This is a genomic window from Armatimonadota bacterium (assembly GCA_016125185.1).
In the GTDB taxonomy this organism is placed as follows: Bacteria; Armatimonadota; Fimbriimonadia; order Fimbriimonadales; family Fimbriimonadaceae; genus Fimbriimonas.
This window is the reverse complement of sequence record WGMG01000006.1, coordinates 208,903-235,889: the sequence shown is the minus strand read 5'-3', so window position 1 is coordinate 235,889 and position 26,987 is coordinate 208,903. Positions and strand designations below refer to the sequence as shown.

Sequence of the window (26,987 nt, the reverse complement as noted above, 5' to 3'; positions counted from 1 at the left end):
GAAAATTGAGACCGTGTTCTTGCTCTCTTTGGATTTCGCTCGCCTTCGTCCGGGTTAACATGCTTACAGATGGCCGTCGCTTCCCGCCCTTACACAATCGAGGAATACACGCGATCTGTGTGCCCGCATTGCCTCGCTCGTGGCGGCGTCCGCTCGGATGATCCCGACGTGTTCGTCGACGCCATGCTCGTTTCGCATTCGGGTTCTATTTGGATGCGGCGGTTCTGCCGAGAACATGGTGAAACGGAGAGCCTGTACGAGGAAGACGCCAACCTCTGGCGGTCGCGCGCCGGGTGGCAGACACCGACGCTGTCGGTGGTTCCAGACCGGGCCGACAACTTTCGGGGATTCCCTGCCGGTTATCGAGACGGGTTGCCCGCCGGGCACGGACAGCATTCGTGCATCCTGCTTTTGAACCTAACCGAGCATTGCAACTACAAGTGCCCTACTTGTTACGCCACCGCACTGGAGCCTGGAACACCCGCGTTAGCCGAGGAAAAACCGACCCTCAGCGAGCTTCTTCATACCGTCGATACGGTTATCGAGCGGGAAGGTGGAAAGCTGAGCGTGGTGATGCTCAGTGGCGGCGAGCCAACCCTACGACGCGATTTCGAAACCTTAGTCGAAGAGCTTCTAGAACGCAAGATCACCCGAATTCTGGTTAACACCAACGGACGGCGAATCCTGAAAGACAAGGCGTTTCTTCGCTTCCTGGCATCGCATCGCGACCGCGTCGAGGTGTATCTCCAGTTCGACGGGCTCTCCGATCGGGTCTATCTGGACCTCCGCGGCGAGGCGCTTGCCGACGAAAAGCGAAAGACCCTCGAACTCTTGAACCAAGAACGAATCTTTACGACTCTGGTAGCGACGGTCAAACGAGGCGTTAATGAGAGCGAAATGCAAGCCTTGCTGGAGCTTGGTCTGAATACGCCCTACTGCTCCGGGTTGGCAATCCAGCCTGTGTTCGGTTCGGGGCGGAACAGCGGCATCGACCCGATGAAGCGGACGACGCCGACCGGTGTGCTCCGAGCTCTGGATCGGGCGACCGACTTCATTCCGCTTCCCTGCTCGCACAAGGACTGTTGCGACATCGCCTACTTTGTGCAGAACGAGAAGGGCGAATGGAACTCCCTGGTGTCGCTCGTTGGTCGAGACGAGCTGAAGAAATGGGTTCACTTGGCAAGCAATTCCATCTCCTTCGAGAACGTGCGAGACTCGCTTCGCCTCATGATTCAGGACGGCACGCTTCAGCGTCTGCTCAGCGAACAGCAACGGGCATCGTCGCTTCAGGTAGCTAGCGACCTGTTTCGGATGTGCGATTGCGTGCCCGGCCTGACCGACCTGATGGGTGGAATTTGGAAAGCCTTCGGCGGCGAAGATAGACTCCTTGAACGGATGGCGATGCGAACGTTCCGCGTGACGGTCAAAATGTTCATGGATGCGCACACGTTCCATGAAGCGCGGATTCGCCAGTGTTGCGTCCACGTGGGCACCTTCGAGGAGGATCCGCGTCGGTATTCGTTCTGCTGGCGGTGGCTCTTTGCCGACGCCCAAGACTTCCCCGATCGGGTGTCGACGCTGAGAGTCCTATGAATCTTCTCGACCCGCAAAGCCTTGTTGGACCGGCGTTTACGGGTCTCGGGTTCGTGGTCGGTGTCATCGTGTATTGGCTCGAAGCCCGACGCCGAAATCTCGCTACCGAAGGGATGACCCGAATCCTTCTTTTTGGGGCCATTGGAGGCGTTCTGATTGCCAGGCTCATCGAACGTTTGGTCGAAGGGGCCAACCTGGTTGGCACGTTCGATCCGACCTCGGGCGGACGCACAATCCTGGGCGGAGTCGTTGGCGGCTGGCTGGCGGTCGAGGTCGCCAAACGCCGGATGGGGATTCGCACCTCGACCGGGCCGCTGTGGGCTCTCGCGCTCCCGGCGGGAGAATTCTTCGGCCGCATCGGATGCTACTTCAATGGTTGTTGCTTTGGGAAAGAGTGCGATTTGCCGTGGGCGATCTACCAGCACGGAGCGCTTCGGCATCCGACCCAGATCTACATGGCTGTAGCGGCCCTAGCGATCTTCGCCGTAGTCTGGAAACTGCGCGACCGTGCACCGATCTTCCCCATTTATTTGGTGCTGTGGTCGCTTGGTCGATTCATTATCGAATTCTTTCGTCAACCTGTCGAGCCGCACGTCGGCTTGTCGCTCGCCCAAAAAGGATGCCTAGCCATTCTTGCCCTGGGTGTATATCTTTATGCAAAGGAGGCCAGCCATGAACAACGAGCCACCAATCACTCATAACTGCCCCAACTGCGGAGCCCAGCTTCCCAATGGAGGCGGATACTGCTCCCGCTGTGGTGCCGGAGCACCTGGCTACAACAGCGCGAAGGGCTCGCGAAGAATGCCGATTTGGGCGATCGTGCTGATCGTCCTCCTCGTTTTGCCATTCATTTGCTGTGGAGGGTGCTTTGCATTCCTCTACATTAACAACGCCATGACGTCGAACGGACAGCCACCGGCTCCGACTCAGGCAAAACCGTAGAACAATCATGAGCCAGCAAAAGCCGAATACCGTTCCTTGCCCGAACTGTGGCCAAGATATTCCCGCCGGGAACGACTACTGCCCATATTGCGGCTGGGCTTCTGAGGAACGCAAACGTGAACAGGCATTCAAAATCCGACAAGCGATTTTGGGCATTCTTAGCCTCTTTATCCTCGCGATTGGCTTTTTGTTGGGACTGTTCCTTTTCGGGAAACCCTGGCGAATTTGGTCGGTGACTGGGATCCTGTTTGTGCTCCTAGTTGGTTTAGCGTTTTGGAAGAGAAAGCCTAAATGATCCAACCAAAGGCACCGCCATTGGTCGAGATCATGAGGTGCCCCGACTGCCGAGATATCATCTCAAAAGGAGCCAGATGCTATCCGGCTTGTGGTTCTAAATTGCCCAATGACGCCGTGGCTCCGACCGCCCTAGCGATGATCTTCTCCATTGCTCTCGGAGCGATTCTGATCATATTCTTAATGAAGGTGTGGGGATGAGTCAGCACAAGCCGAACACCGTTCCTTGCCCGAACTGCGGCAAAGAGATCCCGTCTGGGAACGACTACTGTGCGAGCTGTGGGTGGGCGGCAAAACCGCCCGATGCGAAGCCCAAATCAAACTTCCAGTTCCTCTGGATTCTTCTCGCTTTGCTGATGTGTCCTCTGGAATGCTGCGGTGCTTGCCCGATCGCCATCACTAATCCGAACGGATGGATTTACCTAACGTTGCCCGCCGTTGGCCTCGTTGTGTTCCTCATTCTGGCTTTTATGCCAAGGCAGAAAAAGTGAAGGAAGGTGTCGATCAACTCATGGAGCCGTGTCCAACCTGCGAGCACCCAATCCTGATAGGCCGTGATTACTGCCCGCATTGTCGCACTCGACGAAAGAAACCCGTCCCTCGCACTAAGCCGTTGGTATCGGGCTGGGTCGTCACCGCCTGCTTCCTCTTCACCGGCGCTACGGGGTACCTCTCATTAGAATCCCCCAACCTTCTTTCCATCGCCTTCTTTGGCGGCGTCTGTACTGCCGTTCTTAGCCTGATTCACTTTCTCACCGGACCACCTTGATATGTCTATTCCCGAACAGAAATGTCCCCATTGCTCGAAGCCGATTCTGCACGGCGCACAATGGTGCCCCTATTGCGGAGCGTCGCTGATCAACGAAAGACATCCGTATGGAAAGGTGTCTTCCCATCGGTTCTCGCCCTGGATCATTGCGATGTTCATCCTGATTTTGCCCCTTGTCGCTTTCGGCGGTTGCTGGCTGAACTTCTCTCTAGATTCTCCAACGACGGCCTCGAATGTCTGGTTTCTGGTTGCCTCACTTGGCTGCCCAGCGTCCATCCTGGTCGGCATCGTTCTGTACGTTCTAAACGTTGCCTACATGAGGAAGCAATGAGTACTGAACAAGAAGCCACGAAGGATAAGGCCGGACGACTTGCCTTCGCCTATTGCAAGATCGCCACGTTCTCATTGATCGCCGGCAAATTCGCCTTGCCGCTGGCCGCGCTCTTATCTGCCACCCTGTTCATCGTGGGTTATGTTCGGGGCAAGCGAGACACGAAGTGCTACCTTCGCTACCCACTTATTGCCGCCGGGTTCTGGATCTTGGTGCTGACGTTTTGGGTCGTGATGAAGCTCAATCCAAACCTGCTTCCGGGCTGGACTTGGCTTCATCCATAGCCCTTGTCGGCCAAAAGTACGACGGACTAAGGACCTGCATAAGCGATTCCCCTGCAGATTTACAAGGACTTCCTGTGGATAATAATGCCTGGATTGGTCGGTCGATTGACCGCCTCCGCTTCAAATACATTTGGGGACAAACACATGAAAACAAATCGCATGTTATTGGCGGGCCTCGTGCTCGTCGCGGCTGCTTCGGCAAACGCTGTCATTCTCACACCTGGCGTATGGACGCCACTTCCTGGAACCCAGACACCTGGCGGAACCGTCGTCGAAGACGACCTGGTTCCCTTCTCGTTCTCGGCGTACGGCGGCACGGTTTCTGGTCAAGTTCAGAATCGGGTGGTTCTGAAGGCCGACGGCACGTACTTCTTCGCTTGGCGAGTGTTTAACGATGCCAACTCGGCGGGGAAAATCTCCGACCTTCGGCTCGGCAATTTCATCACCTCGACTTACGATGGTGATTGGGATCCGACCAGCCTTGGGGACACGAGTCCGACCAAGGCTCTCCTCTTCAATACTCCGGGAGGATTCGTCAACTTCAACTTCCTCGACGATGCCGGTGGTGGTGGTCTCGATCCTCGCACCTCGTCGAAGTTCTTCTACCTGGATACCGACGCAACGTCTTACGCCCGCGTCGCCGAGTACGACCTGACGAACGTTGGACAAACCGAGATCAGCGGCCTCTATTCCACGTTCGCTCCGGTTCCGGAGCCGGCCTCGCTGGCGGTTCTGGGCATTGGCGTCCTGGCGCTGGCTCGACGGCGGAAGAAGTAACTTTCCTACGGTGAGCTAATGGCGGGCCAGGGAGTGGAGTTGATATACTCCGGTTATGCTCCCTGGCCTCACTCTCATCTGTGCGCTGGCTCTGCAGGGTCCGAAGACCGACGGCCCTAAGATCGACTTCGACACGAAGCAACTCGAAAACCTGGCTAAGTTCACCAAAGACGCTGAAGCGCTTGCCAAGAAGGAGTATCCGAAGACTGCCGATGTGCTCGGCATCCCGCGAAGCAGCCTCGCTGACGTCAAAATCATCATCGACTTCAACGCCGACGGCGTTGCTTATGCGGACGGTCTGACGATCCACGTCGCCGCCAAGTACGCCTCTCAGCACCCCGACGACACCGGTCTCGTCGTCCACGAGCTTTGCCACGTGGCCCAGCACTATCCCAAATACGATCCGGTCTGGCTCGTCGAGGGTATCGCCGACTATGTCCGCTGGTTTGCGTTTGAGCCGGTCAATAAGCGACCGATTGTGAAAAAGTCCAAAGCCGATGCTCGCGCCAGCTACCGAACCACGGGCGCGTTCCTGGATTGGGTCGTTCGCAACAAGGACAAGGACATCGTGGTTCAACTGAACAAGGCTCTGCACGATGACTTCTATAAGGAAAGCCTTTGGAAGGACTACACCGGCAGCACGCTCGATGAACTGAACGACCAGTGGAAAGCGACGCTGAGCGACTAATCCAACTGTTTAACTTCCAGTTTCCCAATGAGGTTCTTTACAGTAAAGGCACATCAGCTGATGTGCCTTTACTGTTTGTTCCCAAAATGGATGCTTTCCTCATCCCAAAGCTTCTTCTGTTTAGATGTAAGCGATAAAGCACCCTTGGATTGAATTTGAATCTTGATACGCATAAGTGCTTTCAACTCAGTGACGTAGTCATCGTCATTCACTTCTGCGCGGGATTCGTCCACTATCTGGTTTCGATCGCTTCCCGACAAGCGATCATAGAAGCGAAGCAATAGACAACACCCGCTTAGAGTCCGCTGTGTTCGCATACTATGTGTGTTGGGAAAAAGAATCGGATGCGCCGACGTCCATTCGGCATGAAGGAGGTTAAAGCTCCTTTCTGGATCGCTTTCACCAAGGTCATAGAAAATATCTTCGATACCGTCCCACGCTGAAAGCTCCGAACAGCCGCGATGGCACCCTGCGCAAAGAACAAGGACTATCAGTAGGGCCCTCCAGGGCCATTTTCGATACCGGACATGAAACTGAGAAGAGCGGTCTTCGATATGAAAATGAACGGCAAGGGGTGTCCCCGGGTTCCAAATGTGTTTCCGGGGAGTCTGAGACCATTATTCGAGATTGCTAGCGATTCGCCGAACTACAGCTTAAGGATGTACCAACTCCGCCAAGTCGGTCTTACCCAGAATCTGCGCTTGTTCGTATGGAGTTTTTCCTTCGGCATTCAAAGCCTCTTTGTCGGCTCCAGCCGCCAAGAGGAGTTCGACCACGTCCTTTCGATCGTTGAAGATCGCCACATGTAGGGCGGTTCCGTGTCCACCGCGAGCATTGGCAAGCGTCGGTTCTTGATCCAGCCGAACCTTGATCCGCCATGCCGGGAAGCCCCAGCCGATCAGGACGAAAAAGCCAAAAACGTGCGGCGTCGCCAGAAAAGTAGGGTCTATCCGTGATTCATCCCCACCCTTTGAGACCAGCAGTTCGGGCAAGCCGGGCGCGTTCGAAAATTCCGCCCAATGGAGCGGTGTTCCTCCCGCAAAGGCAGACCAGTTGGGGTCAGCGCCATGGTCCAAAAGCCATCGGGAAGCGTCGAGCCGACCGCATCGACAGGCGAGATAGAGGGCGTCGGACACTTGATCTTTGGGATCGGGTGGTGGGCAAGGCAATCGTTTCCCTTCCGCATCGTAGCGCGACGAGCCTGTTCGGCTGGCGTTGGGAATGAGTTCACCATTGGGCCAGAATCGGCTCAGTAGATCGACGCTCCCCAAACCTCCGGCGCAAAATAGGTCGGGTATCTCGCCCAGTTCGACGAGGCGAACCGCCGCATGCATCGAACCGTACGTGAGGGCCCACGAGAGCGGCGAATGAGCCGATCCCTCGTAATGATCCTTCATCGATGCGCCCTTACTCTTGATGATCGAAATCATATTGGGGTCATCGAACTCGATGGCCATGATGAGCGGCGTCCCGCCGTCATCGAACGGCGCAGTCGCTAGTCGTGGGGTCGCATCGAGGATTCGTTCGAAGCGAGCTTGGTCGCCATCACGAATGGACGCCTGGAGGTCCTTTTGCTGGATGGATCGAACGAGCTTCGGCCAACTGGGATGGCCGAGTGACTTCGCAAGTTCGAATTGAGCGTCGGTTAGCTTGGCTAAACCACGGGACGATTTGAGTTCCTTCGCCTGCTTGCGAAGCTGCACCAAATAGGGGTGCGGATCTGCTTGATTTGTCATATAACCTCGGTGCCGTAGCCAGTGATCCGCAAACTGGCGGCGCTTCGGTTTGTATTTGAAGCACGTTTTCGATGGGTGGACTCTGCCCTTTCCGCGGATCCGGGTGCGCCCCTCGCGCACCGTCATGGTACCACTGGTTCCGTTCTCTTTGTCAAATTGGGTCCAATGCCGTCTTGGGAACTCTACAGGTGTTAGACTGGTCCTCACCTATAGGCTCCAAGGTTATCGAACCGGAAAGAGTTGGAGAACTGCGCGGTTTTTCCCGATAAAATGAAGGGGACAATACGTCTGATGGAATCTGATCGCGAAATTAGCCACGAGCATGAGGCGTCTGAGCCGATCTTGCAGGTCGTCGAGGGCGATGCCCAGGAACCGGTGGATATCGTCGAAGCCGAGCCTAGTGCGTTCGATTCCGTGATGGCACAACAAGGAAAACCCGCCAAGTCAGTTGAACCAGAGATTCCGGTCTATAAGAACCGAGCTTTCATTGCGGCCATCTGCCTGATCGGCGGCGCACTCGCAGGACGAATAGCAACGTCGTCACCCAAGACTGAGACCAAAGTAGTGCCTCAACCAGCACCGGTGGTGGCGAACAGCTCGCCCACAACCCCCACGGAAGCACCCAAGTCGGTCGATGCGACTTTTCATGCCATTGACAACTTGAACGATTTCGACCCGTGGCAACCGCTCGATAAAGGTCTCCCACTTCCGCCAAAGGAAACGCAGGCGAAGGTCATCGAGCGATCCACCGTCGTGGCTTCGACCGCGCCGGCTACGAACGCAAAACCGAATTTCTCACCGGCTCCACCATCGATTGGCGGACACATCGTCCCGCTCGATCCGGGCGACATCGGGCCATTGCCAGAGGTCGGTAGGCACGACGCAATCGATTTGCCTTCAGATCCGGTTCCGGGTGGTCAGCCCGACGCCAATGCGAAGCCCACGGCCACAGGTAACGAGCACTACCTTTCGATTTCGATGAACGGTCCTGAGCCCGTGAAGGGACAGGAGCAGATTAGCGGCATCGCGTCCTCCCTTGGCGGAACCGCGCGGACCTTTACGCACATGAAACTCGACTCAACCGTCGAAGCTCAGGGCGTGCTAGTGATCGTTCCGGCAGCGAAGTTCGCGGAAGCTCAGAAGAGAATCGAAGCCCTAGGCGGCGCGTCGATCGACAGCGTTTACAACGGTCCGGCGACCGATCGGCAATCGGAACTCCAGTCGGCATTTTCGACTCGGCTTAGTAAGCTTCAGGATCGACGGAAGGACCTCTTAGTTCAGTTCCTCGAAGATGCTCAGCCAGTCAAGCAGATCAATGAAGCGATCGACTTTGAGACAAGAGCGGTTGCGGCGACTCGATTGTCAGGCGATATGAGCGGCAAAGCCGTTATCCTGGTTCGTCTGAAGTAAGCCTATTCGATCCTTGAAACAAATCGCGGCGGTGCCTCTCCGTCTTCGAAATGATTCATGCCGACGACCTCACCTTCAGAATTTTTGACCGGAACCCAAAAGTCTAGTTCGAAAGCTAGATGGAGTTCACTATTGACGCAAGATTGGATCGGGACCCGATTTCGATTTGACCGCTGACAAAAGAGTCTTCCGTCTTCTTGCGATAGGGTCCATGTGGTTTCCGTATCCACCTGATACGTGCCCAAAACAGATTCCACTTCGACTTTGCTCCACGTTGACAACTCCGGTTCGGTATAGGGTTGCCCGAGAGCAATAGCCGAAAAGCGTCGCCCCGCTCCTCGGGCGTCGAAGTAGTGGTCATTGCTGAGGACGACAACCGTAACATCAAGGCTTGGAAAGTGGGTTAGGCACGAAGTGTAGCCTGGGATTTGTCCCGTATGACCGATCGCTGACTCGCCACGCACTCGAGTCAGGATGGTGCCGAAGCCATACCCATGCCGCGTTGGCATTCCCGGTAAGGTCTTTGTCGGCTCGATCATTTGCCGGAAACTCTCTAGGCTGATCAACTTCCCCGAAGCCAACGATTGGGCCCAAATGGCTAAGTCGTCGAGGGTCGAGAGCAGGCCCCCCGATGCCATGGGAACCGAAAGGCTAAACTCCTCGGCATTCTTTGGAGAACGATCCGGTGTCTCGGTCGTGTACCCCCGGACCCGCCCTGGAATGATAACCTCGTTACCAAAACATCCGGTTCTTGCCATACCGAGCGGCAGAAAAATGTCTTCGTGAAAAGCGTCCTTCCATGATGCTCCGGTCACCCTTTCAATAATCGCTCCCAGCAGAACGTAGCCCGCGTTGGAGTAGGACCATCGGGTTCCGGGGTCAAAGTCCGATGGCCGCAGAGCAATGTCCTTGAGAAGCTCCTCCGTCGTGCGGTCATTCTTTCCAAAGTCAGGCGAGACGAATGTGGGTTGATCAGAAATCCCAGCCGTATGCGAAAGCAACTCACGAACGGTCACGAATTTTGCCACTGGAATCTCCGGAAGGTACTTGTCTGCATGATCGTCAAGTGTTAGCTTGCCTTCCTCGCTCAACTTGAGAATCTCTGCTGCCGTCATCATCTTGGTGATGGAGGCGATTCGAAAAACGTGATTCGGCGACAACGGAACGTCGAGTTCAATATCGGCTCGACCATACGATTCTCGAAAAAGCACTTCGCTACCGCATCTGATCAGAACGGCAACTCCAGGGCCATCGTGTTTCACCAATCGTCGCAATAGGGCGGTAGCGTGTTCAACTATTTGAGTTTGCCCTTGCGATCGCATCCAAGAAAGATTACTTACTTTCTAAGGTTCGGGGGTTCGCAAAATCGCCTCGAACGCAACGATCGCTCCGGCGACGTGGACGTTCATGGACCGCCCCTTGCCAGCCATGGGTATAAAAACGGCCCCATCACACTGCTTCATCACGTTTCCGTAGACCCCGGCGCCTTCGTTGCCAAGGACCAGACAGCACTTGGAGGGATATTCGTAGTGCATGTAGTGGCAAGCGCCCTCCGCCACTTCGATCGCGACCAGCGAATATCCTTCGGCTTTGAGGGCAGCGCAGGCGTCGTCATGACGGTCGAAGTGCCGCCAGGGCATGCGGCGATGGGCTCCCATCGAGGTGACGGCGATTTGAGGTGAATCGCCGACGACGGGCGTTTTGCCGGTCATGATGAGCTCGGAGACTCCGCAAGCGTCGGCGACTCGAAACATCCCGCCGACATTGTAGGCATCCGACCAATCCTGCATGAGGATCGCGAGTTGAATGGGGTTGCGCTGGTCGGCGAATTCCTTGAAGACCTTTCGGATACCCACTTTTGTACGAATCTGTTTCAACGCCGCCGCCTTAAATCCAGAGTGATAGTACACTCAACACATGGTTCGTGGCTACGACGTCATCTTCCAAAACAAATTCCTCGGCTACCTGCTGGTCAGTGCGCTGATCTTTTTGTTTGTGGCGCTTATGGTCGTGGGGTCGCTATACGCGAAGCGGATCATGGATAAGGATTCGGCGGCGCGGAAGCAGTACCGCGAGGATCACCCCGAATCTACGAATCGGCCAAGTTGATTGGCCCCTTTCGGGGCCCTGTTTATGGTCGAGGGACGAGGGATTTCGGATCGAATTTGTCGTCCGAGATTGGTTTATCGAACTCGAAATCGAACGACCCGTCGTTAGTCCAGACTCCATTTCCAAGGCTCTGATGCTGGCCGTGAAGCGGCATGTGAGTTACTCGGTCAACCCGGAAGATGATCCGGCTCCAGCCACCTTTGTTCGTAGCGGTGATGGTTTCAGTCTGAGCGTCGACCACTTGCGATTCGAACTTGGCGGGCGGGTCCATGAGGCGATCAGCGATGGCTTCGAGCGTGAATTCGGTGGGCTGAGGAGCCATTTCCTTCATCTTCTGGACCGCGCCGTCTTGGTAGCGATAGAACTCGACTCCACCATTGGCGGTGAGTTTGAGTCGCTCGCCACCGAGATCGGGTGCGGCGGATTCGCGCCATGCACCGGGTCGCCACCACAGTTCGTAGACCTTCTTGGCGTCCTTGGAAAAGAGCGAAAAATGAACCGTTTTGGCACGGGTCAGGCTGTTTGCCATCTGCCGATAAGCGGCTTCGGCCGAGCCGCCGGAGAGGGTAAAGGCCGCAACCGTGAGGGCGGTTGCGGCGGCAAAGCCAGCTACCAATTTGGTCGAAGCGCGTAGGGTCAGGCGTCGATTTGGACGGGCAGAACGGATGCGATCAAAGAGTTCGGCGGACGGATTCGGAATGTTGATCTGTTGCATTTTTTGTGCTATTTCTTGATTGAATCGACTGAATTCTTGACAGTCGGTGCAGGTCTCGATGTGTTGTTTCACGGATGGGGATAGGGTTTTGGCGGAGCTCATTTCGATTTGGATTTGTTCACACTGCATGGTTGACTCCCGGCTCGGTTTCGGTTTGAGCCTTGGTGGCGGGATAGGCGCCGGATTCGAGTTGGGCTTTCATTCGCTTGATGGCTTCGTACACATGGAACTTGACGGTTCCGTCGGGCAAGCCGAGGATTTCGGCCGCTTCCTGGGAAGTAAAACCTTCGACCTTAACGAGGAGGAAAGCGTGTCGGAGTTTGGCGGGCAAGGCATTGATCGCTTGCTCGATATCCAACCGCTCTTCAGCCGTGTCGGGTCGGGCGACCTGCTCCCGTCTGATCGTCTGTTCCCGTCGTCGTTTGGCCCGCCACGAGCGAGCTTGGTAGACGGCAATTTGGTACAGCCACGTGCGGACGTTAGCCTCGCCTCGAAAGCGATGCGCATCCCGTAGGGCGACAACGAAGACATCCTGGGTCAGGTCCTCTGCCTCGGTCCGGTTACCGGTGAGGCGATAACAGAACCGGTAAAGCGTCGTGCCGTACTCGGCAAAGAGCTCCTCAAATTGGAACGGTGACGATCGGGGACTGTTCATCGCTGTTTGAAAGAGTGAGTGTGTCGAGGGCGGCGAAAAGTTGGCGGATGTAAATCGAATACACTATTTCTTGTGGCCGCGAAGGTTCCCATCTTAACCTATCATAAGATTTCGCCGGTCAATTCGAAATCGATCTACCCGGGCACGTTCGTTCCGCCAGCGTTGTTCGAAAAGCACCTGCGTTATTTGTCTCGCAAGGGTTATCAGACCATCCGCTTGGATTCCCTTTTTTCGGTTTCCATGCCTTCTCAACCGATTGTTCTGACATTCGACGACGGCTTTCAGGACTTTGAGGACGCAGCATTTCCGCTGATGCAGAAGTTCGGCATGAATGGAACGGTGTTTTTGGTTTCGGACTTCATCGGCAAGGACAACGGATGGGACGTCGCAATCGGCGACGTCGGATATCCGCTGATGTCAGCCGACTCGATTCGGAAACTGGCTGGGCAAGGAGTCGAGTTTGGTTCGCACACGCGTCGGCATCGGCGACTAACAGAGATATCGGGGCAAGAGCAGGAAGACGAGATTGTGGGGAGTCGACGCTTGCTGGAGTTGGACTTGGGACTTTCTATCGACACATTCTGCTACCCATATGGGGGCTATAACGAGTCGAGCGTCGCCTGGGCGCGCGAGGCGGGTTACAAATTTGCGACAAGCTGCGAGAAGGGATTGAACGATGGGAGCGAGGACCCGCTTCTCTTGAAGCGGATCGCGATTCGGAACGACACTTCGCTTCCGGTTTTTATCTATAAGCTGTGGCGGGCGTTTCGTTTCGGGCGGTAGCGGTCGGAACCTTTTGATTTCCGATTCGGTAGTCAACGATGTTGCAACCAGTTCCGTTTCGTGTATTTGAGCCTGGTGAGGTCGAACACGATTTTGATCGCGAAAGTTTGAATCTGTATGCTCGGCCCGTGTGGAGTACGTCGCTCCTAGCCAAATGCCGTCACCTGTTCGAGCGGTCCAAGGGCGCGGTGCCGCATGCTGAATTTTGCGACCTGCCCAAATGGGTGTTTCTGGAGTATCTGGTTTGCTATGAGGGCTGTGTTCTGTTCGGAGCCAACGACTCATGTGCCATCGATTTCCTGCCAACCGTCAAATTGTCGGCCAACCTTCGTGGATGGACTGAGCGTCGGCACTTCGCCTTTTCGACTAGTGCTGAGGCAATTTACCGAGCTATCCTCGACGTAGCGAAGCTCAGTCAACTTGGACGCGGTGGGCAATCGACGATTGCAATGTCCGACCAAGGGGGAACGACTCCCAACCGATTCTATTTTGGTCTCGACTATCAGGCTTTGCCAAGCGCACCCTGGACGAAAGGAAGCGTTTACGTTTTTCGTCGGTCGGACTTGCCTGACGACTTTGAACACAGGACTATCGTGGCGTCAAAGCCCATTCATCCAGTCCTCCGGGTGCCGGTAGGGCCGAATGACTGGCCGCTTCTGGGCTCGGTTAGCGGCGTCAATCATTCGGTTGTACGTGAACGTCAGTGGCACACCATGAAAGGATATCCGTGGACGTCTGATTCAGAGGTTCATCCTCACCTATCGAAGCGACCACTGGCAGAGGCCGTGCGCAAGTACATCGATGAACGCTGGTTCGAGACGATCGATCTTGAAACGATGGGACATCACGTGGGCCTTAGTCGCTTCGGAGTTCTCAGAACCTTTCGCTCCGTTTTTGGTCTCTCGCCCCACGAATACCAAGTTCTGTATCGTCTCGACCGGGCTAAAGAACTTTTGCGGGAAGGGACAGCAATTGGGGAGACCGCAGTCGAGTGTGGATTCTTCGATCAGGCCCATATGGGGCGTCTCTTTTCGAATCACATCGGGTTGACACCTGGCGCTTATGTGGCTTTGCAATATCGTCCTATCGCTTGAGTTTGCGAGGACTTTATGCTTTAGGAATGATGATTTTGGCTAGTCTCGCCATGAGCGCTCTTCTCGGCAAACCTGACATCTGGCAGATTGTTCACAAGGAATTTCATCGGAGTCTGGACGACGGGAATACCATTGGTTTGTCGGTCGGCATATGCCTTCGCGGTCATACTTATCAATACAATTTTGGAGCGCTGATCTTAAACAAAAAAACAAGTGCGACCGGACGAACACCTTATCCTATCGCTTCGATCACGAAGACTTTCACAGGACTTCTTCTCGCACAAGCCGTTCTCGAAAAGAAGGTCAAGCTGGACGACGATGTTCGCAAGTATCTCCCTGGCGACTACGCCAATCTGCAGTTTGATAGAGAACCCATACGTCTTTGGGAGTTGCTCAATCACACCTCGGCGCTGCCCCAGAATTTGCCACTTAGTTTCGAACCAGATCGAGATCCGACCGCGGACTATGCGGCCGGTGCTAGGCGAGAGCAGAGCTTATTCGACGGCTATTCCCGGCAAGACTTCTTTGCCGATTTGAAGAAAGTTACCCTTGATCGAAAGCCAGGGACGAAGTTCAGCTACTCCAATGCGGGGGCCCAACTGATGGGCCTTATTCTAGAGAAGGTCTATGGGAAATCCTACTTGGTTCTAGTGAAGGACCGAATTACCGAACCCCTGGGGATGACCAGGACAGGGGTTCTCCAGCGTGATTCCGCCCTTGTGCCAAGGGCTCACTGTCGTACGGAAGACTTTCTGCCTGCAATTCCCAGGGAGCTTGCTGCTGCGGGGTCGCTTCAGGCTTCGTGCCAGGACATGCTTCGCTACCTGAAGTGGAATCTCGCTGAATCCTCCGCTGCTGTTCGGCTGGCCCATCGCAAGGCTGGAACGACCCAGTGGTCTGCCAACGACACGTTTTACGTTGGGCTAAACTGGCAGGTCTTTTCGAACAAAGGGCAGCGGTTCATTTTTCAGGATGGAAACTTGCCGGGGTTTAGCAGTTACATTGCTTTCTGCCCGGAAGAACGGATTGGAATCGTGCTTTTGAGCAATCGGAGGATGTCGAAAGATCATCCGCACTTGTCTGTATTTGCCGCGCGGGTATTGCAGGCGATCGATTCTCGGCTATTGGTTTACGAATGAGTTCCTTAGATCCCGACCTGTTAGCTCCTCATGTATTTGAGAATTGGCTCAAGCCATTGTTTGATGAGAGCGCCGGCAAATCCCAGCTTGGACTTTTACCAGTGCCACAGTTGGACTCTTCTAGAGCCTGAATCTTCGGCTTCGGTTCGCGTATGGTGTGCCTGAAGTCACGCGATCTCGTTTAGTTTGGTGGGCAAGATGCCCACCTTCCCAGGGTCTGCGAATCAGGCTCTATCGTATAGAGTGTCCTCTCCACACCGAACTTAACTGGAAGTTCATCCTAGGCTCCTCTAGCGGATTTCCCTCTCTCGTCGTTCCGTTAGATTCCGCACAGAACGACACTCTCTCCAAGTTTCCTGTCGGAGAATTTGGAGAAAGCCAGTTACATCCCTTGATGCAAGGAGTACCATCCTTCGGAATCGAGCCGTGGAAGAAAGGTCTGATCGGAGACGATAGTACTGGGAATGGCTGGGTAAGTAGAATATTTGTGGTGGAAGAAATCACGTGAGAATTGTTCATGTGACGAGCGCAACGAACAACGTGTACGGCGCGGTCCACAGCATGCTAACTTTGGCCAAAGCCCAGCGAGAGGCGGGCCATGAGGTTCAGTTTGTCCCCTTCGAGGGTAAGCCGTTCATCGAGGACCTGAACCGCCTTGGTTGGAAGAACCGGCCATTCCGTGTGCGAGCCAAGTTGGACCCCTTTGCCTGCCTGCGAATGGCGCGATACTTTCGACAGGAGAAGATCGATGTCGTTCATGCGCATCTTTCGACATCTTCGATCAATGGATGTTTTGCCGCAAAACTTGCACGAATTCCAAGCGTTGCCACCGTCCACGGGATGAGCGGGAAGCTGAGCTTCGTCTTCGCCGATCACCTCATCGGAGTCTCCGAAGGTGTGCGTCAGCACCTGATCCAGCAGGGTGTGCGAGCCGACCGAATTACTGCGGTTTATAACGGCGTGGACCTGCCCAAGGACCTGCCCAGCAAAGAGGAAGCGAGGGCGACTTTTGATGTGCCGCTCGATGCAACGGTCTTTGGAACCGTGGCCCGGCTGACTCCGCAAAAGGGTATTGAGACGTCGATCCGCGCGTTTGATCTCATCCAGAAATCGATCCCAAATTCGATCTACCTTTTGGTTGGAGACGGGGATTCGGCCAACGAATATCGGGCCCTGACCGAGAGTCTGGGACTGGGAGATCGCGTGCGATTCCTTGGGTACCACAGCAACGTTTTTGAGCCACTTTCGGCGATGGATATGTTCTTATTCCCCAGCCTGAAGGAAGCGATGGGAATTTCGGTTGCGGAGGCGCTGGCGGTTGGTCTGCCGGTGGTCTCGACCAACGTGGGCGGATTGCCGGAGGTCATTACGTCGGAGGTCGGAGCCTTGGTCCCGCCCAACGATGCGGAAGCGATGGCGCGGGAGGCGATTCGAATCGCTACCGGCGACCGCGAGGCTTACTCGCGTAATGCTCGGCAACGGGCGAAGGCGACCTTCAGCGTGGAGAGCATGTACCGAAACACGAACGACGTGTATCGTCGGCTCCTGCGGCTACAATAATCCATCCAACACGAACTGCTCGACTGGTACCAGCGAAACAAGCGCGACCTGCCTTGGCGGCGCACTCGAGACCCCTACGCGATTTGGGTCAGCGAGGTCATGCTTCAGCAGACACAGATCGCCACGGCGCTTCCCTACTACGAGCGATGGATGGCAAGGTTTCCCGACGTTTACGCACTGGCCGAGGCTGCCGAGCAGCAGGCGCTTTCGTTCTGGCAGGGCTTGGGTTACTACCGTCGGTGCCGGATGCTCCAGGAGGGAGCACGGTACGTAGTCGAGCATGGATTCCCTTCTGGCAAGGCGGAATGGCTGGCAATTCCGGGTGTCGGGGCGTACACGGCATCCGCCATTTCCAGCATTTGCTATGGCGAGACTTGCGCGGTGGTGGACGGAAATGTGGAACGTGTCTTTGCTCGCCTGACATGCGACCCGAACAACGGATCTCAGTTGAAGTCACGAGCGTGGGAGTGGGCGGAAAGACATCTCTATCGGGCCGAACCCGGGGAATGGAACCAGGCGGTGATGGAGCTTGGCGCGACCGTTTGCCGACCAGCCCAACCACTTTGCCACCAATGCCCGATCTCGCGTGAATGCGTGGCGTACCAGACCAATCGCACGGGAGAATTTCCTGTTCCGAAGACCAAGCCAAAGACAGTTCGGTACGAGGAAGAAATCTTTATTGCCGTGTGGGGAGAGAAGATCGGCGTCCAGGCCGAGCACCATCTGGCTTGGTGGAAAGGTATGAGTCTATTGCCATTATCCTCTACTTTTCCAAACCTCGGGGACGCGAGTTGGAAGGAGAGTTTGGGCGAGATTCGCTATACGGTGACTAACCACCAGATTACGGCCTTGGTCAGCTTTTTTCGCGTCGAAGAGTTCGTCGATGGGCTAACATGGCTCAGCCGAGAAGAACTCAATGAGACGCCGCTACCGGCGCCCCATCGAAAGGCGTTGAATCTTTATTACAAGATCTGAATCGTGACGGTGGTCTCTTCGTTGGCCGACTGAGGCGGACCATTAAATTGTCCGGCTCCGCGTTGTCGGCGGTTGTTCTGGGCCATGTTCAGTTCCAGGGAGAGTCGGAAATCGGTTGTGATGATCAGATGACCTGGACTTCTCGGGTCGACCCGGCGGATGACATTATTGAGGTCAAGGGCGTTTTGACCGGGTTGCTGGCCACGGTGAACGTCGGCGCCCGCTTCATTGTTGGTCGCCACTGAGCTAGCGGCTCGCAGGTACTGGATTGCAGGATTCTGCAGATTCGTGAATGTGGCCAGGTTCAGTCGGGTCGAGGTCCCACGATAGGCGAAAGTCTGCTCTAGCAGTTGATCGCTCATCTGATTGATGGTTTGACCGAGGAGATTAAGCGCCGCCGTCAGACCTTCTTTGGTGTTCGACTGGGCGGGTTGGCTGGCTTCCTGATACTGCTGATAATCCTGGTAAGAGCCTCCGTTGTACTCACCGCCTCCTTGAGACGGATGCTTGCCAGACTTCACACCATCGATGGCCTTGGTGATCAGCTTGCTGACGTTGGTTCGGAAGCTGGCGGCATCGAAGGCGATGGTGTAGGTCTTACTGTCGATCTGGAGTTTGCCACCCAGGCCTTTCGCCAAGGCACGGGCGAAATCGCCACCGTTCATGTCCTTCGCCGAGAGCGCTAGGGGAAAGTCGTTCGAGTTATTGAAGTTGAAGTAGGGCGAGACCATAATCCGGCGTGGCATGTCCAAGCTCATCAGGGTGCCAATTTTGACGATCTCGTCGTCTTTGGTCTCGAAGGTGATCGTGTTGTCCTTCACAGCCGAAGCAGGAATCGTGACGGGTTTGAAAGTCGATTTGTCGGCCGCGGGGGCATCGACCAGGCCGCGCAGGATGCCCCAGTGCGACTGAGGGATGCCTTGCTGATACACGACGGCAACATCGGAGATGAGCGCATTGTAACCCTGCTTTTTGATCGGATCGACGATATCGTCAACCTCTTTGGCGTCTTCGGGAATCGGGACCGCGGCGTAGGTGGGAAAGATCGCGATCGCAGAGCGCTTGGATAGAGTCGATACAGTTTTTGCCAGGTCACTCATGGATTTTGTGGCCGGGTCTGGACTCGCGAGAACAAAGGCTAAAGTAAGCGGAATCATATTCTTATAGGACGTCTTGGGGGGTCAGTTGTTTCTAGAGCGATAGCTTCTTCATCCAAACGTCACGGAAGTCGACCTGGCCGCCACCGAAGTGAATGACGAAAGGCCCTTGGCCGGACTCATTGGTATAGAGAGCCTTCTCGGTCGAGCCCGAGACCTCTTGGTTCTTTTGGACCACGACGCCATTGAGGCGAACTTCGACAAAGCGGGCGTTTTCGACCTTATGGCCATCGCGGAAGCGGGGGGCGCGAAACACGATGTCGTAAGAGTTCCAATTATCCGTGCCGTCGTAGGCGTTGGTGGACGCGGGTGCACCTGATGTGCCCTGGGATGGGAGGATGCTTCCACAATCGGTTGCCGCCATATGGTTCCAGGCCGCACCGACTGAGTCTTTGACTTCGAGTTCATAGCGCCCTTGAAGTTGGAGCCCGGCGCTAGCGCCTTTTCCAGCTTTGAATTCGATGTGCAGATGGCAGTCGCCGAAAGACTTGGTGGAAACCAAGCTAAGCAAGGTGTAGTTTCCGGTCGAGATGGCCTTGAACTGCTTGTCGGGGTTGTCTTCACCCTTGAAAACGACGTCTTCCGATCCGGTTAGGCGTCGGCTCCCTTGGGCGGCCCACATGAGGCCACCATAGAGGTGCTTCAAGTAAGTCGGTTCTTCGTACGCTTCTTTGAAGTGGCCCATCTCGGTGTACCAAGCCCTCCCCTTTCCTTGCCAGTGGCACCAGGCGATCGGGTGATCCTGGGGGTTTGGCTTATAGAAACTTTCGTCGAGAGAAGCCAGGACGATGACCTTTCCGCGCGGATTTTCTCGCCACTCGTACCACTCGTCGGGACGAACCCAGAAACGGGGCATCTCGTTGGTGCTGGGGTTGCCGCGGTTCTCGATTTGGACGAAGACGTGCTGGCCTCCGGGCGGGTGAGTGCGGAAGTAGGCTCCCACGAGTTGGCCGTACCACGGCCAGTCGTATTCCGTGTCGGAGGCAGAGTGGATTCCCATCCAGCCTTTTCCTCCTTCGACAAAGCGTTCGAGGGCTTTTTGCTGGTTGTCGTCGAGAATGTCGCCGGTGGTGGAGGCGAAGCAGACGAGGTCGTACTTTTTGAGATTTTCGTCGTTGAATACGGAAGCGTCTTCGGTGGCGTCAACCTGGAAATCGTGCTCCTGGCCCATCTTCTTGATCGCGGCAATGGCAGACGGAATGTTGTCATGCCGGAAGCCGGTGGTCTTGGTGAAAACCAGGACGTGCGGATTGGGAATGACCCACGCGGTCGGCATTGCGGCGGCGGCCAGCAAACAGAGCATAGCGTTACTTTAGCCGGAATGGGGTGGCGGACGCAAACCTGCTTCCAATCGAATATCTCAGTCCCATGGGCCGATGACGGTTGCCTTGTCGCCGACGGTGTCTTTGAGTTTGTCGATGATCGCTTGTTGGAGATCGTTTTTGGCTACTCCAGACGTGAGCAACTGCGAAACGAATGGCAGATTAAGAATGTGCGACACCTGGTCGCCGCGCGGGGCGGCAATTTCGGCGTAGGCGACGTCGACGCTGAACGTTGGGTTATCGGGATGATCGGTGAGGACCGCCTGGACGAGGTCGCGCAGATCGGGGTCGAGATCGTCGAGGCTTGTCGCCTTGGATTGGGCGACCTTGAGATTTCCGAATTGGTCGGTGTTTTCCCAAGTCAGCATGGGGTTATTTTACTGGTTGCGCGCGTTATTCGCTTGCTGAAAGGCGGCGCTAAGCGCCGGGTCATCCCGATTCTCGGGACTCCTTGGACTGTTTTTGTCTCGATTGCCTACCCGGGCCTTCGTCTCCTCGAGACTACGACCCGGGCTAGGCTACAACGGGCTTTCAGCCCTTGGCTGGACAGAGATTATTTAGCCTTAATTGAAAGTATTCGTCCCTTAGCCATACCGTTCCTGTGTCTTTTTCGACTGGAACCTGTGGCCGGAATCTCGCGTATGCTAGCGAAATGATTCCAGCTTCTCTTTTTGCGCTTTTGGCATTTGCCCCACCCCAGGTTCAGGTGTCGCTGTCGGGCAAAGACCAGGTTGTGATTCCCGCAGAGCGAATGGGTAACTATCTGCGCGTCACCGCCACCGTCAACGGAAAGCCGATGCATCTGATTGTCGATACCGGCGCGGGACTGAACGTGTTGACCTGGGATGCGGCCAAGGCGGCGGGCATCGAAGGCGGATTCGACACCCAGGCGGGCGGCGCCGGAGCGAACAAGACCCCAGCGAAGATCGTAACGGTGAAGGAATTTCAGGTCGGCGACGCGGTGGTGAAAGGCGAGGCAGCGGTCGTGCTGACGCTTCCTGAAGTTCTCCACTGTGACGGACTGGTTGGCTACTCGTTCTTGAAGCATTTCGCGACGACGTTTGACTACGACGCGAACACTTTGACCGTTCGAAAAAGCGGCTCGTACAAGCCGGCGAAGGACGAGGTGTCGGGTGACATGAAGGTTCGGGCCAATCATCCGACGGTGCAGGGACGCATTGCCGGTGAGCAGGGTTGGATGGTGATCGACACCGGCAACAACGGCACGACCAATGTTTACAAGTGGCTGGTGACGAAGGAGAACCTGGTGAAGAACTGGCCAACCTCGAGCGAGCGGGTAGTTGGCAAGGGCGTCGGCGGCGAAGTGAAGGGATACGTGGCGATTTCGCCCGGGTTCGACGTTTCGGGCGTCTCGATGCCGAAGGGGCAGATCACCTTGGACGCGAGCGGTGTCGAGGCGTTTGCCGACCCTGAGATTCTGGCCAACGTGGGGGCGGAGCATCTTCGTCGACTGCGAATGACCCTGGACTACGAGGCGGGCAAGGCGTTCTTTGGGAAATCGAAAGCGTTCGACTCTCCGCTGGTGGTGGACCGATCCGGTCTGCGAATCGATTCGGTAGACGGCAAAGAGACCGTCGTTGGAGTAGTCGCCGATGCTCCGGGCGGCAAGGCGGGGGTGAAGACGGGCGACGTGGTCTTGGAGATCAATGGAAAGAAGTCGTCGGAGGTCGAGCCTCTCGTGTTTACGCTGGACCTGCGTCAAGCGGCGGGCTCCAAAGTGACGGTGAAGGTCGATCGCGGCGGGCAGGTGATGGACTTTACGTTCACGTTGGAAGACATGGTGAAGTAAGAGTCTGCTTCTGTTTTGCGACTCACCCGGTTCGCTCACAAGCTTGCTCACCGGCTTCTCTAGCCAAATTGGCATCTTGGAGTGCGTAGCATCAATTTTCGCGAACCTCGTTCGACAAAGTATGTTGGATTTGCCAGCATGACTTTGACCATATCGACGACGTCTGACCGGCCGGTGGTTAAGGCAAGGATAAGGGAGCTATCGTTATAGTTCTCACGGGTAAACTGTCGTTTCGAAATTGATCTGTCCAGACGCCAACGACGTCGCCTGGTTGTGAACATTACGGAGAAAAACATTCACCTTATGAGCAACAAACGCGTTTGGCTGTTTCATGAGGGTAACGCTACCATGCGTGACCTTCTCGGCGGAAAGGGTGCGAACCTCGCCGAAATGACCAACATCGGCCTCCCTGTCCCTCCCGGCTTTACCATCACTACCGAAGTCTGTACCGCTTACAACGAGGGAGGACAAAAGCTCCCCGACGGTCTTCTTGACGAAGTTATGACCGCCCTTGCGCACGTTGAAAGCGCCCTGGGCAAGAAGTTTGGCGACCCCAATAACCCGCTGCTTCTTTCTGTCCGATCTGGTGCAAAGTTCTCGATGCCAGGAATGATGGACACGGTTCTCAACCTCGGCCTGAACGATGCCATCGTCGAAGACCTCGTCAAAGTCGTTGATCCGCGATTTGTTTACGACAGCTACCGCCGCTTCATCATGATGCTGTCGGACGTTGCTTTCTCCGACAAATTTGACAACATTTCCAAGCATGACTTCGAGCACATCTTTGCTCACCTGAAGAAGGAACTTGGCGTCACGGAGGACCTTGAGGTCGATGCCGCTGGCCTGAAGGATCTTTGCGAAAGATACAAGGCTCACGTGATTGCTCAGACTGGGAAAGAATTCCCGCAAGATCCGGTCGATCAGCTGAAGGCGGCCATCGAAGCCGTTTTCCGATCTTGGAATAACGACCGCGCGATCGTTTACCGACGACGCGAGAAGATTCCTGATGAGATTGGAACCGCCGTCAACGTTCAGTCGATGGTCTTTGGTAACCGAGGCGACGACTGCGGAACTGGCGTGGCCTTCACGCGAAACGCCTCGACGGGCGAAAACCACGTTTTTGGCGAGTACCTGATGAACGCTCAGGGTGAGGACGTCGTTGCTGGTGTGCGAACTCCGGTCCCGATTTCCGAACTTGAACAGCAGAACCCGGCAATCTACAAGGAGTTCGATGACACCTGTAAGAAACTGGAAGCGCACTACAAGGACATGCAGGACATCGAGTTCACCATCGAACACGGCAAACTGTTTATCCTGCAATGCCGAAATGGTAAGCGAACCGGACAAGCCGCCATTAAGATTGCGGTTGACCAGGTGAACGAAGGTCTCATCACGACGGATCAGGCTCTTCTTCGAGTCGATCCTGAGCTCCTGAACCACTGCCTGCTTCCGGTTATCGCTCCGGGCACCAAGTACAAAACGATTGCTAAGGGCCTTCCTGCTGGACCTGGTGCTGCGACCGGTATCGCAATCTTCGATTCCGAAAAGGCAGCCGAACTTGGAAAGGGTGGAAAGAACCAAAACGTGATTCTTGTCCGAGCCGAAACCTCGCCGGATGACCTCAAGGGTATGTTGGCCGCGCAAGGCGTTCTGACCGAAAAGGGTGGAATGACCTCTCACGCCGCTCTCGTTGCACGCGGCTTCGGTATCCCGACGGTCGCAGGTTGTTCGGATATCTCGGTCGATGGCCACGGTAAGCAATTCACTTATGCGGGTGGAGTCATTAAGGAAGGCGATCTCATCTCCCTAAACGGAACTTTGGGTGAAGTTATCGAAGGTGGCGTTCCGGTTGAAGAACCGCAAATGACCGGCGAGTTTGGTACGTTCCTTGGCTGGGCTGACGAAGCTCGAACCCTTGGAATTCGCACCAATGCGGACACGCCTGACGACACCGAGCTTGCCATCAAGTTTGGCGCCGAAGGAATCGGCCTCTGCCGAACCGAGCACATGTTCTTTGAGGGTGAGCGACGACCGGTCGTTCAGCGAATGATTCTTTCGGATGACGATGCCGAGCGACAAGCCGCTCTCGACGAACTTCTCGTCTTCCAACGCGAGGACTTCGTCGGAATCTTTACGGCTCTCAAGGGTCTACCGGCGACGATCCGATTGATCGACCCGCCGCTTCACGAGTTCCTTCCTTCCCTCAACACGTTGATCGAAGAAGTGGCCGTTAGCCGCTCGAAGGGCGAGTCTGATCCCGCCAAAGAAGAGCTCCTCAAGACGGTTGAGTCGATGCACGAGATCAACCCGATGATGGGCCTCCGCGGCTGCCGACTCTCGATCGTGTTCCCGCAAATCGTGGAAATGCAGACCCGTGCAATTCTCGAAGGTGCAGCCAAGGTTATCAAGTCTGGCGGCCAAGCTAAGCCGGAAATCATGATTCCGCTCGTCGGCCATGTTAACGAACTCAAGTTCGTCCGCGACCGACTGGAAGCAACCGCGAAGAAGGTTGTTGCTGAACAGGGGATCGAGATTCCGTACGAGTTCGGCACGATGATCGAAGTCCCGCGAGGTGCGCTCACGGCTGACGAAATTGCCGCCGAAACGAGCTTCTTCAGCTTCGGTACCAACGACCTCACGCAGATGACCTTTGGTTTCTCGCGAGACGACTCCGACAAGTTCCTGAAGCCGTACGTGGCGAACAAGATTCTGCCGGGCGATCCATTCGAGTCGATTGACCAGACTGGCGTCGGCATGCTCATGGAAATCGCAGTTGAGAAGGGCCGAAGTGTCAAGCCGAAACTGAAGCTCGGCATCTGTGGCGAGCACGGTGGCGAGCCTCGATCGATTGCGTTCTGCAACAAGATCGGTCTGAACTACGTTTCGTGTTCGCCGTTCCGCGTGCCAATCGCTCGATTGGCGGCGGCTCAGGCGGCGATTATGGCGTCCAAGGGCGGCGCCGAGCGCGACAAGTAAGCAATTAGCTTCGAGCTACTAGCTTCTAGAAACAGCCTCGGTCTAAAGACCGGGGCTTTTTTAGTATCTCTTTGGCAGTTTGGGAAGCTCAAAACGGTTCCTCAAGTCCGTTCTTGAATTCAGTATTTTATAGAGCAGGATGTCGGCCTTTCTTCGCTGGTTCAAATCCAATGGATTCTCGGAGATGTCTACAAGTCTAAGGACAAATTCTTGGTCTGCTACGACGATGAGCAATCTCCCGAGTTCCCGCATTTCTCGCCTCTGACCCGGCCAAGTCACATAGGAAATCCCCAACATTTGAATTCGCCTCTTCTGCGATTCGGAAAGGTCAAGCGTCTTCAGGATTTGGTAGATTGCGGCCTTTTTGTAGCCGATTCGAAAAGCCACGATGTCGATTTCGCAGAGGTCGAGGGCTCGATCAATATCTCTTGGAGCACCGTTGCGAAGCTCCAGTAAATTTGGCGTCTTGGAGTCTAAAAGATCGGCTTTTCGAAGGTATTCGGGATGCAGTTGAGCGATATCGTCTGACGCTCTCTTCCTCGCCTCATCCAATGCTCCGTGCCCAAGTTTGTCCGCCCATCGCGAGCACGCAAGGTACCAGTCCTGACGAACTTGATGAACATGATCTCGATAGAATTCGAGAAGCTCTCGGAGGGATTCCTGTGCCATTTTAGTCAGCAGTGTTCGAAGTTTAACTCCTTCAGTTCGCTCGCTCTTCAATTGGGTGTCTGCGGGCAGGGTCCTAAAGCCCCTGATCTCAGCAATTTGAGATGACTCAAGTCGACTCTGGGAAGAACACCACCGTGACATTTTCAAAGAACGGGCCGGTCGGAGTCGTTATTGCTGCATTCAATTCTCGCTTGAGTCGGACTTATAGGTGGGACCTTTCAACCGACACATTTTCACCTCGAGAGCAAAAGCTCCTCGCCGAATTCTTGCGAGAACCCTTTATCTCTATTGCCTCCCCCAACTGGGCAAATACCTGGTGAGCCATTGCGACTTGGAACTCTTTGAGCCCAAGAATGTCTTGTACTTGACAATGATCCTATCCGTTCTTTGTCTTGTGGGCATTCAAAATGTCAGGATCAGCTTCAAACCAAATCTTTCCCATGTATACACATTTGAGATCAAGAGCACAAGAGAGTCTTTTGCGGCGCCCCACTCAAGCGTCAACGACTCGGACAAACCCTTGCGTACTGAGACGACCACAACAAAAACCGTCACATCCTTGAGATTTGGGAAGAATAAGTCAGGATTCACCCTCCATGGACGAAGCGGCGGCAATCGATCCACTCAAACTTTTGAGAGCACATCACCAGCGACTGATCCACTCCAGGACGTCGTCTTTGGGGCCAAGTATCTGGCAAACGGCAAGCGAGTTGGAGACCTCAATGTCAAGGTAGCCGGTGAACCGAACAGCGGATTTGCTGGGCTTTACGATGACCCGTTGAATCGCATTGACTTTATGGGAATGAACTATCCCTCCATACCATTGGTCAAAATCTCCAGTTGGATCGTCACTGTCGCTGGCCAAAGCTATGTGCCGAACGGAGAAATGATTGAAACCGAAGACCATCAAACGGTGGACTATCACTTTCGGGTGTTGGATATTCGCCGAGTGGGAAGGCGGACCTTGGTCGATGTCGAACGGAAGGTGGATAAGAAACTAAAGGGATTTGCTTGGCCCGTGAATGACCACTACGTGATGGACATTCATGAGCTAGATAGGATTACGATCGATGCTTCGGATGGAATCGTCGTCGAGGCGGATTATCACACCGTGTGGACTCAGCGACAAACCAGTCACGATGAGCGGTTTCTCGTGGTTCAAAAGTAGTTTGCCGGATCTAATCTATCTCAAGACTACG

The 26,987-nt window shown here is 55.2% G+C and carries 27 protein-coding genes and 1 pseudogene; 19 read left to right on the top strand and 9 right to left on the bottom strand.

The genetic code is table 11. The features are described from left to right. The first annotated feature begins 69 nt into the window (after positions 1-69). The 9 genes from GC165_08810 (at position 70) to GC165_08770 (ending at position 5,678) form a co-directional block, all read left to right on the top strand. Positions 70-1,593, top strand: coding sequence for a radical SAM protein (locus GC165_08810; GenBank protein ID MBI1332967.1), 1,524 nt, complete (start codon positions 70-72; stop codon positions 1,591-1,593). After that, a complete protein-coding gene (locus GC165_08805) occupies positions 1,590-2,294 on the top strand; it encodes a hypothetical protein (GenBank protein ID MBI1332966.1) in 705 nt (234 codons plus the stop codon). Before GC165_08810 ends, GC165_08805 begins: the two co-directional genes overlap by 4 nt. After that, on the top strand, positions 2,266-2,535 hold the full coding sequence (locus GC165_08800) for a hypothetical protein (protein ID MBI1332965.1): 270 nt from the start codon (positions 2,266-2,268) through the stop codon (positions 2,533-2,535). The genes GC165_08805 and GC165_08800 overlap by 29 nt, the downstream gene beginning before the upstream one ends. Before the next feature lie 7 nt (positions 2,536-2,542). Then, positions 2,543-2,830, top strand: a complete 288-nt coding sequence (locus GC165_08795) for a hypothetical protein (protein ID MBI1332964.1) — start codon at positions 2,543-2,545, stop codon at positions 2,828-2,830. 196 nt (positions 2,831-3,026) lie between these two features. Beyond that, positions 3,027-3,320: a hypothetical protein gene (locus GC165_08790; protein MBI1332963.1), complete on the top strand. Its 294-nt coding sequence runs from the start codon at positions 3,027-3,029 to the stop codon at positions 3,318-3,320. 279 nt (positions 3,321-3,599) lie between these two features. Next, positions 3,600-3,929: a zinc-ribbon domain-containing protein gene (locus GC165_08785; GenBank protein ID MBI1332962.1), complete on the top strand. Its 330-nt coding sequence runs from the start codon at positions 3,600-3,602 to the stop codon at positions 3,927-3,929. Beyond that, entirely contained in the window at positions 3,926-4,213 is a 288-nt protein-coding gene (locus GC165_08780; protein ID MBI1332961.1) for a hypothetical protein, read from the top strand. Before GC165_08785 ends, GC165_08780 begins: the two co-directional genes overlap by 4 nt. Positions 4,214-4,297: 84 nt before the next feature. After that, positions 4,298-4,990: a PEP-CTERM sorting domain-containing protein gene (locus GC165_08775; GenBank protein ID MBI1332960.1), complete on the top strand. Its 693-nt coding sequence runs from the start codon at positions 4,298-4,300 to the stop codon at positions 4,988-4,990. A 55-nt stretch (positions 4,991-5,045) separates the two neighbouring features. Continuing rightward, the gene (locus tag GC165_08770) at positions 5,046-5,678 is read left to right on the top strand and encodes a hypothetical protein (protein MBI1332959.1); all 633 of its coding nucleotides are present in this window, start codon (positions 5,046-5,048) and stop codon (positions 5,676-5,678) included. A 653-nt stretch (positions 5,679-6,331) separates the two neighbouring features. Here GC165_08770 and GC165_08765 read toward each other — a convergent pair. Next, positions 6,332-7,540, bottom strand: coding sequence for a hypothetical protein (locus tag GC165_08765; protein MBI1332958.1), 1,209 nt, complete (start codon positions 7,538-7,540; stop codon positions 6,332-6,334). A 165-nt stretch (positions 7,541-7,705) separates the two neighbouring features. Here GC165_08765 and GC165_08760 point away from each other — a divergent pair, with 165 nt between their 5' ends. Further along, positions 7,706-8,824, top strand: a complete 1,119-nt coding sequence (locus GC165_08760) for a hypothetical protein (protein MBI1332957.1) — start codon at positions 7,706-7,708, stop codon at positions 8,822-8,824. A gap of 2 nt (positions 8,825-8,826) precedes the next feature. Here GC165_08760 and GC165_08755 read toward each other — a convergent pair whose 3' ends face one another. Together GC165_08755 and GC165_08750 are read right to left on the bottom strand one after the other, a co-directional pair. Further along, complete coding sequence (locus GC165_08755) at positions 8,827-10,146, bottom strand: serine hydrolase (GenBank protein ID MBI1332956.1); 1,320 nt, start codon at positions 10,144-10,146, stop codon at positions 8,827-8,829. Positions 10,147-10,167: 21 nt separating this feature from the next. Then, complete coding sequence (locus GC165_08750; protein MBI1332955.1) at positions 10,168-10,701, bottom strand: tRNA methyltransferase; 534 nt, start codon at positions 10,699-10,701, stop codon at positions 10,168-10,170. A gap of 40 nt (positions 10,702-10,741) precedes the next feature. On the opposite strand from GC165_08750, the gene GC165_08745 reads away from it, so the two are divergent. Next, a complete protein-coding gene (locus GC165_08745; protein MBI1332954.1) occupies positions 10,742-10,933 on the top strand; it encodes a hypothetical protein in 192 nt (63 codons plus the stop codon). 22 nt (positions 10,934-10,955) lie between these two features. On the opposite strand, the gene GC165_08740 is transcribed toward GC165_08745, so the two are convergent. Then, positions 10,956-11,648 (bottom strand): hypothetical protein, encoded by a 693-nt coding sequence (locus GC165_08740; protein MBI1332953.1) that lies wholly within the window; start codon positions 11,646-11,648, stop codon positions 10,956-10,958. Between the two features lie 118 nt (positions 11,649-11,766). After that, the gene (locus tag GC165_08735) at positions 11,767-12,303 is read right to left on the bottom strand and encodes a sigma-70 family RNA polymerase sigma factor (GenBank protein ID MBI1332952.1); all 537 of its coding nucleotides are present in this window, start codon (positions 12,301-12,303) and stop codon (positions 11,767-11,769) included. A gap of 72 nt (positions 12,304-12,375) precedes the next feature. On the opposite strand from GC165_08735, the gene GC165_08730 reads away from it, so the two are divergent. The 5 genes from GC165_08730 to GC165_08710 all read left to right on the top strand — a co-directional run bounded on the left by GC165_08730 (position 12,376) and on the right by GC165_08710 (position 17,854). Next, positions 12,376-13,086 (top strand): polysaccharide deacetylase family protein, encoded by a 711-nt coding sequence (locus tag GC165_08730; protein ID MBI1332951.1) that lies wholly within the window; start codon positions 12,376-12,378, stop codon positions 13,084-13,086. Between the two features lie 38 nt (positions 13,087-13,124). After that, complete coding sequence (locus GC165_08725) at positions 13,125-14,180, top strand: helix-turn-helix domain-containing protein (GenBank protein MBI1332950.1); 1,056 nt, start codon at positions 13,125-13,127, stop codon at positions 14,178-14,180. A gap of 26 nt (positions 14,181-14,206) precedes the next feature. Beyond that, positions 14,207-15,319, top strand: a complete 1,113-nt coding sequence (locus GC165_08720; GenBank protein ID MBI1332949.1) for a serine hydrolase — start codon at positions 14,207-14,209, stop codon at positions 15,317-15,319. 504 nt (positions 15,320-15,823) lie between these two features. After that, a complete protein-coding gene (locus tag GC165_08715) occupies positions 15,824-16,879 on the top strand; it encodes a glycosyltransferase (protein MBI1332948.1) in 1,056 nt (351 codons plus the stop codon). A gap of 99 nt (positions 16,880-16,978) precedes the next feature. Then, positions 16,979-17,854 carry an A/G-specific adenine glycosylase gene (locus tag GC165_08710; protein MBI1332947.1) on the top strand — a complete coding sequence of 292 codons (876 nt, stop codon included), beginning with the start codon at positions 16,979-16,981 and terminating at the stop codon, positions 17,852-17,854. Here the strand turns inward: GC165_08710 and GC165_08705 are convergent. From GC165_08705 to GC165_08695, 3 genes and pseudogenes are all read right to left on the bottom strand, one after another. Further along, positions 17,842-18,954 (bottom strand): hypothetical protein, encoded by a 1,113-nt coding sequence (locus GC165_08705; GenBank protein ID MBI1332946.1) that lies wholly within the window; start codon positions 18,952-18,954, stop codon positions 17,842-17,844. The genes GC165_08710 and GC165_08705 overlap by 13 nt on opposite strands. 667 nt (positions 18,955-19,621) lie before the next feature. Continuing rightward, positions 19,622-20,314 (bottom strand): annotated as a pseudogene (locus tag GC165_08700) (hypothetical protein). A 57-nt stretch (positions 20,315-20,371) separates the two neighbouring features. Next, a complete protein-coding gene (locus GC165_08695) occupies positions 20,372-20,701 on the bottom strand; it encodes a hypothetical protein (protein ID MBI1332945.1) in 330 nt (109 codons plus the stop codon). A gap of 284 nt (positions 20,702-20,985) precedes the next feature. On the opposite strand from GC165_08695, the gene GC165_08690 reads away from it, so the two are divergent. Then, a complete protein-coding gene (locus tag GC165_08690; GenBank protein ID MBI1332944.1) occupies positions 20,986-22,143 on the top strand; it encodes a PDZ domain-containing protein in 1,158 nt (385 codons plus the stop codon). Positions 22,144-22,446: 303 nt separating this feature from the next. Further along, complete coding sequence (locus GC165_08685) at positions 22,447-25,119, top strand: pyruvate, phosphate dikinase (GenBank protein ID MBI1332943.1); 2,673 nt, start codon at positions 22,447-22,449, stop codon at positions 25,117-25,119. 60 nt (positions 25,120-25,179) lie between these two features. On the opposite strand, the gene GC165_08680 is transcribed toward GC165_08685, so the two are convergent. Beyond that, positions 25,180-25,788, bottom strand: coding sequence for a hypothetical protein (locus tag GC165_08680; protein ID MBI1332942.1), 609 nt, complete (start codon positions 25,786-25,788; stop codon positions 25,180-25,182). A 559-nt stretch (positions 25,789-26,347) separates the two neighbouring features. On the opposite strand from GC165_08680, the gene GC165_08675 reads away from it, so the two are divergent. Further along, on the top strand, positions 26,348-26,956 hold the full coding sequence (locus tag GC165_08675; protein MBI1332941.1) for a hypothetical protein: 609 nt from the start codon (positions 26,348-26,350) through the stop codon (positions 26,954-26,956). The last annotated feature ends 31 nt before the right edge of the window (positions 26,957-26,987 follow it).